The 14,631-nt window shown below is 37.9% G+C and carries 10 protein-coding genes; 1 reads left to right on the top strand and 9 read right to left on the bottom strand.

Annotated features, from left to right (window positions below; all coding sequences use genetic code 11):
- Nucleotides 1-191 precede the first annotated feature (191 nt).
- From ACMGDK_RS01205 to recQ, 9 genes are all read right to left on the bottom strand, one after another.
- On the bottom strand, nt 192-3,380 hold the full coding sequence (locus ACMGDK_RS01205) for an efflux RND transporter permease subunit (RefSeq protein WP_436806242.1): 3,189 nt from the start codon (nt 3,378-3,380) through the stop codon (nt 192-194).
- A 6-nt stretch (nt 3,381-3,386) separates the two neighbouring features.
- The gene (locus ACMGDK_RS01200; protein ID WP_436806241.1) at nt 3,387-4,448 is read right to left on the bottom strand and encodes an efflux RND transporter periplasmic adaptor subunit; all 1,062 of its coding nucleotides are present in this window, start codon (nt 4,446-4,448) and stop codon (nt 3,387-3,389) included.
- A 6-nt stretch (nt 4,449-4,454) separates the two neighbouring features.
- The gene (locus tag ACMGDK_RS01195) at nt 4,455-5,807 is read right to left on the bottom strand and encodes a TolC family protein (RefSeq protein WP_436806240.1); all 1,353 of its coding nucleotides are present in this window, start codon (nt 5,805-5,807) and stop codon (nt 4,455-4,457) included.
- Between the two features lie 96 nt (nt 5,808-5,903).
- Nucleotides 5,904-6,497: a TetR/AcrR family transcriptional regulator gene (locus ACMGDK_RS01190; RefSeq protein ID WP_436806239.1), complete on the bottom strand. Its 594-nt coding sequence runs from the start codon at nt 6,495-6,497 to the stop codon at nt 5,904-5,906.
- A gap of 355 nt (nt 6,498-6,852) precedes the next feature.
- Nucleotides 6,853-7,677: a CvfB family protein gene (locus ACMGDK_RS01185; RefSeq protein WP_436806238.1), complete on the bottom strand. Its 825-nt coding sequence runs from the start codon at nt 7,675-7,677 to the stop codon at nt 6,853-6,855.
- A 170-nt stretch (nt 7,678-7,847) separates the two neighbouring features.
- Complete coding sequence (lpdA, locus tag ACMGDK_RS01180; protein WP_436806237.1) at nt 7,848-9,251, bottom strand: dihydrolipoyl dehydrogenase; 1,404 nt, start codon at nt 9,249-9,251, stop codon at nt 7,848-7,850.
- A 238-nt stretch (nt 9,252-9,489) separates the two neighbouring features.
- On the bottom strand, nt 9,490-9,840 hold the full coding sequence (locus ACMGDK_RS01175; protein WP_436806236.1) for a hypothetical protein: 351 nt from the start codon (nt 9,838-9,840) through the stop codon (nt 9,490-9,492).
- 77 nt (nt 9,841-9,917) lie between these two features.
- A complete protein-coding gene (locus ACMGDK_RS01170) occupies nt 9,918-11,000 on the bottom strand; it encodes a glycosyltransferase (RefSeq protein ID WP_436806235.1) in 1,083 nt (360 codons plus the stop codon).
- Between the two features lie 140 nt (nt 11,001-11,140).
- Nucleotides 11,141-13,345, bottom strand: coding sequence for a DNA helicase RecQ (gene recQ, locus ACMGDK_RS01165; protein ID WP_436806234.1), 2,205 nt, complete (start codon nt 13,343-13,345; stop codon nt 11,141-11,143).
- A gap of 157 nt (nt 13,346-13,502) precedes the next feature.
- Between recQ and ACMGDK_RS01160 the strand changes: the two genes are divergently transcribed.
- A complete protein-coding gene (locus ACMGDK_RS01160; protein WP_436806233.1) occupies nt 13,503-14,462 on the top strand; it encodes a KpsF/GutQ family sugar-phosphate isomerase in 960 nt (319 codons plus the stop codon).
- Nucleotides 14,463-14,631: the final 169 nt, after the last annotated feature.

Here is a 14,631-nt window from a genome sequence, read left to right as displayed (position 1 = left end):
ATATTGCTTACCAATAAGTGAAACGGCTCCGTCTATCTTAAAAAATCTAATGAATTAAAGCTTTGTCTATCCTTACGTTTAATTTAATCCTTATCCCGAATTCAGGTTAATATGATTATAGATCTGTATTGTAAAATTAAAAAGCGCATCAGAAATCTGGTGCGCTTTTAGGTTAATTAAGGTTAAATATTTTAGTCTATGTGTTTAGGAGTAAATCCGTCTTCACTCAGTTCTTTGTGTACATAGTCAGCTTTCATTTCAGTCTCGTAGTCTACTTTTTCATGTTTACCCATTCTTCTCAGAATTGAATCAAATAATGAATAAACCACCGGTACAATGATCAGCGTCAGGAATAATGATGATGTCAAACCACCGATAATTACCCAGGCTAATCCGTTATTCATCTCTGCTCCTGCTCCTTTTGCAATCGCAATCGGGATCATACCGAAGATCATCGCAATTGTTGTCATCAGGATCGGACGAAGACGTGCGTGGTTCGCCTGAATCAAAGCGTCATGCGTACTTGCTCCTGCTGCTTTTCTCATATTGGCAAAGTCGACAATCATAATCGCATTCTTGGCTACCAAACCAATCAACATAATCATCCCCAGCATCGTAAAGATGTTTAATGAATTTGCGGTGATGGCAAGAATAATCATTACCCCGATCAATGCCAGAGGAATGGAGAATAATACCACGAACGGATATACAAATGAGTCATATAATGAAACCATTACCAGGTAAACCAATACGATAGCAGCCATCAATGCAATTCCTAAGGTACCGAAACCTTCGGTCTGGTTTTCCATATCACCACTCCAGATATAGCTTACTCCTGCCGGTTTGGTCTTTTCATTCTCCATAAACTGAGCCGCCCATTCGTTGGCAACATCTCCTACAGGACGACCTACCACTTTAGATTTCACCTTTACTGAAGGCGATTTATCTCTACGTTCCAATAAACTCGGTCCGGAACCCATTTTTACATCTGCAAACTGACTCAGCCTGATCTGCTCACCCTGAGGATTCGTAAACATCAGGTTTCTTACATCATCAATCGACTGTCTGTTGGCATCACCAAAACGGATGTTGATATCATATTCATATTCTCCGGCTCTGAATTTTCCGTCTGTATTTCCATTGAATGCAGTCTGCATCGTTTGTCCTACACTGGAAAGATTTAAGCCTAAAGATGCCATTTTATCTCTGTCGATATTCACCTGAACCTCCGGATTTCCAGAGTCGGTTGATAATTCTGCATCTACAGAACCGGGAACCTTTTTAAGCAATTCAAGGATTCTGTTCGCTTCTTTGTTTGCCGTTTCATTATCCTGAGCCGTTACTACCATTTCAATTGGTGCATTATCCGCTCCCATTAATCCGATCGGTGCCGTTTTAAATTCAACTCCCGTGAATTTTTCTTCTAACGCTCTCTTGATTTTTGCAGACTTAATATCTGTACTTTCATTACGTTCAGATTTATCGACCAGAATCACCTGGATCTCTGACTGATACAAGGTGGCCTGCGCTCCACCAAATCCTGATGACTGCTGACCAACTGTGGTGATCATATCTACAACATCTTTATCATTTCTAAGGTATCTTTCAACCTCCAATGTCAGCTGGTTGGTCTTTTCTACGGAAGCATCTTTTGGCAGCTCCATCTGAACAAGAAACTGTCCTCTATCCATTTTAGGGAAGAATTCACCACCGATAAATCCGAAAGCCACCAGCATGAATGAAGAAATCAGGATAATGAAAGTTACAATCACTGTCATAATTCTTCTTAATGTTGTTTTTAATGCCCATTCCAGAATCCCTGTAATCCAGTGAGTGAATTTTTCCAATTGCTTTTCAAACCAAAGAATGAATTTCTCAAAAGGATTTTTACCTGTCAAATGCACCAGTTTACCATATCTTGAAGATAACCAAGGAATGATGGTAAATGACGCTAGTAATGAAAATAATGTTGCAATAACCACCGTTACGCAGAACTGCGTCAGGATATCAGAAACCAAACCTGAACTCATCGCGATCGGTAAGAATACCACCACAATTACCAAGGTAATAGCTGTTACCGTAAACCCAATTTCTGAAGCTCCGTCGTACGCTGCACGAATTCTGCTTTTCCCCATCTCCATGTGACGGTAAACGTTCTCCAAAACTACAATCGCATCATCCACAAGGATACCAACTACCAATGAAAGTCCTAATAAACTCATCAGGTTTAAGGTATAGCCCATCAGATACATCCCAATTACCGTTGCAATCAATGACATCGGGATAGAAACCATTACGATGAATGCGTTTCTTATGTTATGAAGGAACAATAACATTACTACCGCTACCAGGATAATCGCTAGGAATAAATCGAAGATTACGTGGTCTGCAGCTTCAAGCGTAAAGTCTGTAGTATCATCTACAATATTGATTTTAATGCCCTGAGTTTTATAGTTGTTCTGAACATCAGCAATTGTTTTCTGAATAGCTTCTGAAACGGAAACCGCATTGGCATCAGACTGTTTTTTAACCTGAAGTAAAATCGTTGAATTCTGGTTGTATCTTGCCACTTTCTCTACATCTTTTTGTGTATCGAAAACGGTTGCAATATCAGACAAACGAACCTGAGCTCCGTTTTTATTGGAAACCACAAGGTTATTCATCTCATCTACACTTTTATACTTTCCGGAAAGCCTGATCGTAGATCTTGAAGTTCTGGTCTTCAAAGCTCCGGTCGGGAAATCCAGATTGGAGGAAAGAATGGCCTGCTGCACATCTGCGATGGCAATACCATATCCCTGCATTTTCTTTTCATCTAAGTTGACCTGAATCTCTCTCTCCTGGCCACCTACAAGGTCAACCTGAGCCACACCGTTTACACGGGAGAAAATAGGCTCTATTTTTTTATCTAAAAGGTCGTAAAGATCTTTACTATTCAGCTTGTCGCTGGAAATACTCAAAGTCATGATCGGGAGATCATCCAGTGAGAACTTTTGCAAAGAAGGAGGGTCTGCATCCTCCGGAAGATCTGCCAAAATAGCATTTACCTTTCTCTGTGCATCATTCAAAGCATAGTTTACATCGGCACCGGTATTCAGCTGAACCATAATAACCGATAAACTTTCGTAAGATGAAGATTCTACTTTTTTTACGTTTTCCAGGGAACCCACGGCATCTTCAATTTTTCGGGTTACCGAAGTTTCCACCTCTGCAGGCGAAGCTCCCGGATATACCGTAGAAATGGTTACCATATTGGTTTCAAACTTCGGAATCAACTCGTACCCCATCATGGAGTAACTTAATAAACCACCCAGTGTAAGTATCGTAAACAATACGATAACAAGGGACGGCCTTTTAATGGATATTTCTGCTAACTTCATCTTCTGTTACTTTACGATATTGATTTTCGAACCGTTATCAAGGTTGATCTGTCCGCTGGTAATTACCTGTTCGCCGCCATTCAGTCCGCTTAAGATCTGAACTTTATCACCGTATACTTTTCCGGTTTGTACTTTGATCAGTTTAGCCGTTCCGTTCTGAACGATAAATATCTGTCCTGAACTTACTCCGTTTGCGAAGGCTTGTGCAGGAACGGTCAGCATATTCTGAGTTTCAGCACCATGATTGGTTTTGAATAAGGCCGTTGCATACATACCTGCTTTTAGGTTTCCTCTGTTCTGAACTTCAATTTCAACCGGGAAATTTAAAGAAGCATCACTTTTAGGAGCAATGAAGGTAATTCTTCCGCTGAAAGATTCTCCAGGTAAAACATTTACATTAATTGGAACTTCCTGACCCAACTGGATTCTTCCAACCTGGCTTTCGTCTACCAATACAGAAAGTTTAAGGCTGTTGATATTAACGATTTCAAACATGGAAGTTCCTACGGAAACCACTGTTCCGGGCTCTACCATCTTTTTATTGATCGTTCCGCTGATCCCTGCACGGATGCTGGTATCATTTACTCTTACTCCCTGCGCTCTTACGGCTGCCTGTGCATTTTTCAGCTGCAGTCTTGAGTTATCAACCTGCTGTTTGGTAACTCCTCCGGTTTTGAAGGCATTTTCGTAACGTTGGTTATCAATAATTGCATTTTGTAAATTATTCTGAGCCTGAGAAACATCCACCTCGATCGCGTCTTTTTTGATCACGGCCAAAGTCTGTCCTGCAGAAACTCTTGATCCTTCTCTTACCAGAACACTTACGATACGTCCGGCGATTTCGGAAGACTGATTCATTTCCTGCTTTGGAATGAAAGTTCCGTTTGCACTATAATCTGTATTGATATTTTCTCTTGCAACAGTAACAACATTTACGTTGATTTTATCAACCTGTTTAGCAACTTCTCTTACTTCTGTTTCCTGTTTCTTCTTATTATCAGCGATTTTATATGCGGCTAAACCTATAAGTACTGCTGCGACGATGATATATATTAAGGTTTTTTTCATAGTTTATTACGGGTTTTGTAGTGTGTTTAATTCTCCTTTAGCCTTGATTAGTTTTATTTCCGCCTGTTTGTAATCCAATAAAGCATTGGCATAGTTCTGTTTCGCCTGGGTAAGAGCATTTTCAGCATCTAAAACCTCTGTAAGCGTTGCCAGACCATACTGGTAGTTGGCCTGCGTATTTTTCTGAACTCTTTCTGCCAATCCTACATTATCTTTCATACTTTCGATATTGATCAATGCATTTTCCATATTGGTAATGGCATTTTTATAATCCAAACTTAAGCTCAGCTGAGTATTTTGGATATCTAAATCTAAATCCTGGATATCAATTTCTGCCTGATTGATTTTGGCTTTGGTAGCTCCTCCTGTGAAAATAGGAATATTCACATTTAAACCAATGGCTGAATAATCACTCCAGAGGACTCCGTTATTCAATCCGTTTGTAAGAGGAAATTTTGCTCCCTGACCGCCCCAGCCGTAATTGGCAACCAAATTCACTGTGGGATATAAATAAGCTTCCGTAGCTTTTTTGTTAAACTGCAGAAGTTCTCTGTTTTTATTTAAAACTTTGATTTCTGTACGGTCATCAAGGTTTACATTGCTTGCTATCAATTCAGGTCTTGGCTCAATTGTTTTCTCTTCAAGCTCAATATCTGTAGAAATCGGAATTCCCATGTAAAACTTCAAAGCATTTTTTGAAAGTTCTACCGAGTTGATTAATGTCTGCTTGTTTGAGCCAATATTGGTCAACTGAACGTTGGTACGATCTAAATCGATAGCTTTTGCCAATCCATTATCAACCAGACTCTTGATTACATTTCTCGTTTTTTCCGTATTGGCATAGCTGGCTTCAACCGTTTTAAGGTTCTCTTCCTGAACAAAAACCTGATAATAAGCTGTTGCTACATTTTCAATGATTTGTTCGTTCGTCAACTGAGCATTTAAAACATAGAATTCTCTTGTAGATTTCGCCGCTTTAAGACCGGTAAAAACTCGCTGATCAAATATTGCCTGCTGTAACTGTACAGAAGCTGTTGAGCTCCATGGCTGTCCCAGCTGCGCTCTGATTCTCTCACCGCCAAATTCAAGCAAAGATTCCTGAATAACCGGATTATAAGTTAGCCCTGCGGTAGCACTTATCTGAGGTAAAGCACCGGCCCTGGCCTCATCAATTTTATATTCAGCTTTTTTGATCTGTAATGCTGCTTTTTTGGCTTCTGCCTTATTTTGCAATGCCTGCTTGATAGCTTCCTGTAGAGAAACCTGCTGCTGGGCTGATACTGATGAAAAGCCGAAAATCATAAATGCTGCAGCTATCCCAATTTTTAGCTTTTTAGCAGTTATACGTTTTCTTTTCATAATTTTATACTTCGTTTATTTTTTTAATGTAGTTTTCTTGTCAATGTTTTTTATTTCTAAAGGACGAATCATTTCATAAAATACTTTAACATTTTTTTAATTTTTGAAAAGCATGTTAATAATGATCTCTTTTCTTTCCGAAATAATTTTATCATATTCTTCATCGCTGATCATCAGATTCTCCATAAACAACGGTCTTATGGCACTTGGAAAGACGAGTAACGAAACCATATTCAGAATAAACTGAACGGGAGCCATTTTTTCAATATTACCCAGTTCCATCTCTTTTTCGATATCCTTATAAAGGGTTTCCAGTACATCTTCTTCAATCTCTCTCTGATGGCAATTCCCCTTATTGATCTGTGAAACGATGTATGTTTCCAGATAGGGATACTGAAGGCTGGTGGAAAGGCTTCCTTCTATAAACTTGCTGATCTTTATTTTAAAAGGAAGATCTGCATTTTGAATAATCTTAGATTTCTCCTGTTCCACCCGCTGAGCCTCATCAAAAATAATCTGGATCAGATTATCCCTTGAGCGGAAATAATAATTAATTAGTGTTCTGTTCACTCCGGCTTCGTCTGCGATCTCCTGGGTAGTAGCATCAAACTTCCCTTTCACAAAGAATAAATTCTTCGCTGTCTCTTTGATTAATTCCTGTGTTTGGTCTTTTTTTGCTTGATTTGACATTATTGTTAAACAATTTTGTGCAAATGTAAATCAAATTCTTTTTTTGACAAAATTGTTAAACAAAATAATTAAACAAATTTGTCATGATTTACATCATGTTTTTAAATTCAGGCTATCAATAATAGCATGCATTTTAAAATTTTGAAAACAATTTTATTTTATCACAAAGGGATAAAGTAAATCTTCAAGGATTTATAATAAGGAAAGCAAAGGCATTCCCTTCAGCGTGGCAGTACAAATACACTTTGCTTTGCCAGCGGAAAGTTAAAGGAATAACGTACGCGGATAACCTTTGGTAAGAGAATAGGGTTTAAATACAAAAACGGACAGAAAATTCTGTCCGTTTTGATATATATTACAATAATTTTATTTTATCTTCTGAAATATCGACGATCTTATCTTTATAAAGTCCGCCGAGCGCTTTTTTAAAGTTCTTTTTACTCATCTGAAGTTCGTCTTTAATTTCTTCAGGAGAAGATTTATCTGACAAATAGAGAAGTCCGTAGTTTTCTTCCAGCTTGTCAAGGATCTTTTGTTTGAACTCATCTATATTCTCGAAGCCTTCCGGCTGAAGGGAAACATCAATTTTACCGTCTTCACGGATAGCTTTGATATAGCCGCTTTCTTCCGATAAAGGATACAGCTTTTTGAATACATCTGATGCGTAAACAAGACCGATATATTTTTTATTGATTACCACATTCCAGCCCAGCTCGCTTTCATTCATCATCAGAAGGTCTACCTTTTCCCCTTTTTCGAAGGGAAGGTCTTGGTACTGTGGATTTCTTTTGAATTTTGTAGTTCCGGTAATCAGATCAAGGTCTTCATCCACGTACAAATATACCAGATATCTTTTTCCTTCAATAATCTTGGATTTCTGCTGTTTGTAAGGAATAAAAAGATCTTTAATAATTCCCCAGTCCATAAACGCTCCACTCGGAAGACTCTGCACACAGCTCATTACGGCATATTCTCCTACTTCAGCCAATGGAATTTCAGTGGTTGCTTTTAATTTGCCGTCATCCTGATAAATAAAAACTTCAACATCATCACCAATTTCTTTTTCATCGCTGGTGAAAACTTTAGGCAAGAAAGCTTTCTCACCTGATTCGTCCGCCAGGATCCATCCTGAATAGTTTTTTTCTGAAATTTTTAAAGTCTGGGTTTTTCCGAGTTGCATTGAATATAAATTAGCCACAAAGGTACGGAAAATTGAAGATTTTAAACTATTGTATCCTGTTTTCCTGTTTTATCCTGTTATCGAAATATAATTTTCAGTCCACAAAAAAAGAGAAGCAAATGCTTCTCTTTAATTTTAAATATTTGAATTTTTAATCTTTCAATCAAAAATTACATATGAATAGGTCTCTTCCCTGTTGCATCCAATGCCGCTTCTTTAATAGCTTCAGCATAGGTTGGATGGGCATGAGAACTTCTTGCAATATCTTCAGCACTTGCACGGAATTCCATAGCAATTACCCCTTCAGCAATAAGGTCTGCAGCTCTTGCTCCGATGATGTGCATTCCTAAAACTTCGTCAGTTTTCTCATCTGCAATAATCTTTACAAGACCGTCGATGTCACCACTTGCACGGCTTCTACCTAACGCTCTCATTGGGAAAGAACCTACTTTGTAAGCTACTCCTTCTTCTTTCAGCTGCTCTTCAGTTTTACCAACTCCGGCAACTTCAGGCCATGTGTACACAACACCAGGGATCAGGTTGTAATTGATGTGAGGTTTCTGGCCTGCTAAGATTTCAGCGACCAAAACTCCTTCTTCTTCCGCTTTGTGAGCAAGCATTGCTCCTTTGATCACGTCACCGATCGCATAGATGTTGGCAACGTTAGTCTGTAAGTGATCGTTTGTTTTTACTCTTCCTCTTTCGTCAAGTTCCACACGTGCTTTTTCAAGAGCAAGACCGTCTGTGTAAGGTCTTCTTCCTACAGATACTAAACAATAATCTCCTTCTACCGTTACTTCTTCTCCCTTTTTGTCTTTAGCGGTGATCTTTACGGTATCTCCGTTTCTTTCAACAGCAGAAACAGCTGTAGAAAGCATAAACTTCATTCCCTGTTTCTTAAGAACTTTAGTCAGTTCCTTGCTTAAAGCACCGTCCATTCCTGGAATAATTTTATCCATGAATTCAACAACAGTTACCTGAGCGCCTAATCTTAAGTATACAGAACCTAATTCAAGACCGATAACTCCTCCACCAATTACTACCAGGTGCTTAGGAATTTCTTTAAGGTTTAAGGCTTCCGTAGAAGTGATCACTCTTTCTTTATCAATAGAGATGAAAGGTAAAGAAGACGGCTTGGAACCGGTTGCAATAATAGTATATTTAGATTCGATGGTTTCAGAAGAACCGTCGTTTTTCGTTACTTTGATCTGAGTAGCAGATTCGAAGCTTCCCAATCCTTCAAAAACAGTGATTTTGTTTTTGCTCATCAGGTAGTTGATTCCATCTGTATTCTGTTTTACCACTTCGTTCTTACGCTCGATCATTCTTGCGATATCAGCTTGTGGCTCATTGATAATTATTCCGTGGCCTGCGAAGTTGTGCTTCGCGTTTTCGAAATGCTCAGAGCTGTCTAAAAGCGCTTTTGACGGAATACATCCAACGTTAAGACAAGTTCCGCCTAAAGTTGAATATTTTTCAATAATTGCTGTTTTGAAACCTAACTGTGCCGCACGGATAGCAGCTACATAACCTCCAGGACCGGAACCTATTACGGTAACATCGAATTGACTCATGTTATTGTATGAATTTGTTTATTATTATCTTTCTTAATTCTCACAAATTTACTGATTAATTGCCACACCCCCAAGTGAGTTTTGTCAAGTTTATGTATGATTTTGGCATTTAAAAAAAATAATTATTATCTATCGGCATTTATCCATACAATTATTGGAATATGATGCTAATAACAGAACGTTTTTCTAAGGTTTTCAGCAAACTAATTTTTATGCTTGTTCTTACTTTTAGCAGAACTCATGCATCTACGTTCAGTTTTCCTTGGCCAAATGTTCCGGTACTTTCAAAAAACGAACCTCCATACACATACCATTCAAGATTTTCCAAATAGTCAACGGCATTTTCAGGGGTTATTTGTGAACGGTCTTTTTTCGAAACGATTCCTTTGTACCATCTTCCAGACTTAGAATAATGTTCAAATTCAACAAAATAGCGAATCCATATTCTTTGACAAAGTTTGCACTGTTGAATCGTTACTTCTGCATATCTTCCGTTGGTATGGTCTATGCCTAATTCAGAACTTCTGTATTCAGTATAGTCCGAAGTAGGTTTTTCACAAGCACATCCAATTTTGGGAATTTTATTCATTGATGAATATTGATTTTAAATAAAATTAATGAAGGTCAAATGTAAAAAAATATGGATCAATAACGCAAATTCAGCAATTATTTCTTCATCAGATCCAGTAACACCTTCTCATATTTATCCAGAATAATATCCTTTGAAAACCTTGACCTTATAGAATTTTTTATCCCGTCACGGTTATAATTTCCCTGTAAAACTTTCATTATTTTCTGAGAAAAATCTTCATAGTTTTCAATATTCGAAACTTCTCCGTTCACCTGATGCTGGATAATCTCATTGATGCCTCCCGGACAGTTATTGGCCAAAGAATAAGTTCCGCAGGCCCCTGCTTCCAAAAGAACATTCGGGAACCCTTCATACCTTGAAGAGAGAATGAAGAGATCTGCATATTTTAAATACTGGTAAGGATTATCCTGTCTGCCATGAAAAATAACATTTTTCAGCCCCAGAAAATCCTTCATCTGGAAAAGTACATCTTTATCCTTACCATCACCCAGGATATGAAGCATAATATTTTCGTTCTTAAGTCTTGAAAACACTTTCAGCAGGTTGTCAAAACCTTTTCTGGCCGATAAGTTTCCTATGGCCACCACGTTTTTATAATTGTATTTAAAACTTTCCGGTTTGGCAGAAGTTCCCAGCTTTTCATTGATAAAATCAAAATCGACAGGGTTGTTTATTTTTACAATTTTCTTTTTCTTAATATTAAAGTTATCTACAAGATCATGCATCATATCATCACTTTGGGCAATGATCCTCTGGTAGTTATTGTAAAAGTTATAGAAGAATTTAATTTCTTTCCGCGTTACATGCTGTGTTACCACATTCGTTTCCCTGGCAATGAACTTCGTCCTTGGGAAAAGCTTAATGAATAAGGCCAGATAAGCATTTACCTCTCCAAAACCCGAAAACACGATATCCGGTTTCCTGCGGTAAATCTCACCTAAAATAGGCTTCAAAGAATGTCTGATTCTTTCAGTGTTGATGTCTATAATTTCAACATCTTTTCTAAGAAAATTAAGATATCCGCCCTGTTTGCGAAGCAATAGGATTTTGGGTTCAAACCGGTCTCTGGAAAGATGATTCGCTATGGTGGTAACAATCCTTTCTGCACCACCAGTTTCCAAATCCGGCAGAATAAATATGACAGATATTTTTTTCATCAGTTAAAGTTAGTAAAAAGTTTTATTAAGTTTCAAATATTGGTATTCGGAACATTTCATAAAAGTTAATAAACATTAGTTATTAGCTTAAAAAAGCCCTTCCAAAGAAGAGCTTTATGTCGTTAAATACATTGAATTTCTTAATTCGCTACATCACTGATGAATTTTATCCTCAGCATTCTTACTTCCTCATCAGAAAGTTCATCACCGAATTCGTCGAGAAGCACTTTCATGCTGTCGCTTTCAGATTCAGTCATGAATTCCATGAAGCCGTCTACGATATCTTCATCAAAATTATCTTCAATATAATAGTCGATATTCAGTTTTGTCCCCTGATAGACAATACTTTCCATTTCTTTTAAAAGTTCATTCATGGAAAGGTTCTTCGCCCTTGCAATATCTTCGAGATCGATTTTTTTATCGGTACTCTGGATAATGAAAACTTTGTGGCTGGATTTGTTGGCCACCTGTTTCAAAATCATATCCTGGGTACGTTCAATATTGTTCTCTTCAACGTAAGCTTTAATGAAGTCTGCGAATTCTTTACCATATTTTTTGGCTTTTCCTTCTCCTACTCCATAAACTTTCACAATTTCATCCAATGAAACAGGGTACTGAACGGTCATATCCTCAAGACTTGGATCCATGAAAACCGTATAAGGCGGAATTCCATGTTTTTTGGCTACTTTTTTCCTCAGATCTTTTAGCTGGCCGAAGAGATTCTGATCCAGGCCTGTACTGGCCTGCATTTGTACCTGTTCGCTCTCCGCTTTGGTTTGTGAAAGGTCAAATTCCCTGTCTTCCGCAATTAAGAATGGTTCTTTAGATTGTTTTTCTAAGAATTTTTTTGCCTTATCAGACATCTTCAAAACACCGTAGGTTTCAATATCTTTTTGCAGAAAGCCCTGAACCGTAGCCTGTCTTAAAATGGTCTTCCAGTAATTGTCTTTTTCATTTTTCCCAAAACCAAAGTGAGAAGTCTGCTCCAACTTATATGATTTCGTAACCGCATTTTCTTTTCCGACAATCACTGAGATCAGATCTTTAGACTTGAATTTCTCTCCTGTATCTTTAATAAGGGTCAAAACTTTATTCAGATCTGATGTTGCTTCTTTTAATTTCGGCGGGTTAGAGGAATTGTCACACATATTGGCACCATCTCCCTTCACAGGATCAAAATTTTCCCCGAAATAATAAAGAATGTATTGTCTTCTACTCATTGAAGTTTCAGCGTAACCCACCACTTCATTTAAAAGCTGCAACCCGATTTCTCTTTCAGAAACAGGCTTTTGGGCGAGAAATTTCTCCAGTTTCTCAATGTCCTTAGGATCATAAAATGCCAGACAATGACCTTCGCCACCGTCTCGTCCCGCTCTGCCTGTTTCCTGATAATAGCTTTCCAGTGACTTAGGGAAATCATAATGGATCACAAAACGCACATCCGGCTTGTCGATTCCCATTCCGAAGGCTATTGTAGCAACAATAACATCTACTTCCTCCATGAGAAATTTATCCTGATTGGCTACTCTTACTTTCTGGTCGAGACCTGCATGGTAAGGAAGCGCATTGATACCGTTTACCTGCAGCAGCTGGGCAAATTCTTCAACTTTTCTCCTGCTTAAACAGTAAACAATTCCTGACTTCCCTTTATGTTGATTGATAAATCTTACAATTTCCTTATCTACATTAACTTTCGGACGTACTTCATAATACAGGTTCGGACGGTTGAAGCTTTCTTTAAAAACCAGCGCATCGCTCATCCCTAAAGTTTTCTGGATGTCATCCTGAACTTTTGGTGTCGCGGTAGCTGTTAAAGCAATCACCGGAACCTCCGCAATCCTGTCAATAATTGATTTTAGATTCCTGTATTCCGGCCTGAAATCATGGCCCCATTCTGAAATACAGTGTGCTTCATCAATAGCTACGAAAGAAATCTTAACTTCTTTAAGAAAATCCAGATAATCGTCTTTGATCAACGATTCCGGAGCTACATACAAAAGCTTGGTTTTGCCGCCCTTGATGTCATCAAAAACCTGTTTTGTCTGTGTCTTATTTAATGATGAATTTAAAACGTGCGCTACCCCGTCATCAGACGAAAGGCCGTTTACCGCATCTACCTGATTCTTCATTAACGCTATTAAGGGCGAAACTACTATTGCCGTACCTTCTGAAATAAGTGCCGGAAGCTGGTAACATAATGATTTACCTCCTCCTGTCGGCATTAAAACAAATATATCCTTCCCACTAAGTAGGTTTTCTATAATTTGTTCCTGCTGGCCTTTAAATGTAGAAAACCCGAAATACTTTTTCAATTCGCCTGATAAATTGGCTTTTTTTGCGTTCATCTAATTTTCTATTGCTAAATTTGCATCCAATCCAAAGTTATAAAAATTCTGCTTAAAATAAAAGCGAACGAATTTATAAAAATAAAACTTATATTAAATATTCTTTTTTAAATATAACGTTTTTCAATGGATTTTTTGTATACCTTAAAATTATAAAATGAAAAGAGCCGATCTTATTTCAATTGCAAAGAGCACTTTAGAGATAGAAATTTCAGAACTTGAAAAATTAAAGAACAGGATAGGTGAAGATTTTGCCAGAGCAGTGGAGATTATTCATTCGGCAAAAGGGAAATTAATTGTTGTGGGAATCGGGAAATCTGCCCATGTAGGTAATAAAATTGTTGCTACGTTAAATTCTACGGGCACTCCGTCACAGTTTCTCCATGCCTCGGAAGCGATTCACGGAGATCTTGGAGTGATCCAGAAGCAGGATGTGGTTTTATGCATTTCAAATTCCGGAAATTCACCTGAAATAGCTAATCTTGTTCCTTATTTAAGAGATTATTCTTCTGCCTTAATCGGGATGACAGGAAACAAAAACAGTAAACTCGCTGAATTCTCCGAAATTGTTCTGGATACTCACGTAGATGTGGAAGCCTGTCCTAATAAACTGGCACCTACGAGCTCTACCACGATTCAGATGGCACTTGGAGATGCTATGGCTGTTGCTTTGATGGAGCTGAATGATTTCAGGGAGAATGATTTTGCTAAATTCCACCCGGGAGGAAGCTTAGGCAAAAATCTTGTTTCAAAAGTAGATCAGTTCTTATCTCCTCAGAAGCCGCAGGTTGAGGAAAATGCACCGGTAAGGGATGTTATTATTTCAATCAGTGCATCGAGTCATGGAATTACAGTGGTGACACAGGACGAAAAGATCATTGGCGTAATCACCGACGGGGATCTGAGAAGAATGCTGATGAAAGGTGACGATATCAGCAAAATTCAGGCAAAAGACATCATGTCTGCCCATCCTAAAACCATTGAAAGAGATATTCTGGCCAAGGAAGCTATGAAAATCTTGAAAGAAAACAATATCGGCCAGCTCATTGTCACAGAAAACGGAAAATATTTCGGAATCATTGATCTTCATACATTACTTGATGAAGGGATCAATTAATTCTATTTAAAATCATTTTTCATTGACCACAATAAATCATCAGACGGTATCTACAAAATACCGTCTGTTTTTTTCTGAAGATTAAATGAAGGTATTCTCTTATAAACTTAGACAAAATCACATTCAATAATTCTAAATACTGATTATTATTTCATAATTTCGCAGACTT

Origin of the sequence: Chryseobacterium hilariae (genome assembly GCF_051400735.1) — a bacterium.
GTDB lineage: Bacteria > Bacteroidota > Bacteroidia > Flavobacteriales > Weeksellaceae > Chryseobacterium.
This window is presented reverse-complemented; position numbering and strand designations above follow the sequence as displayed.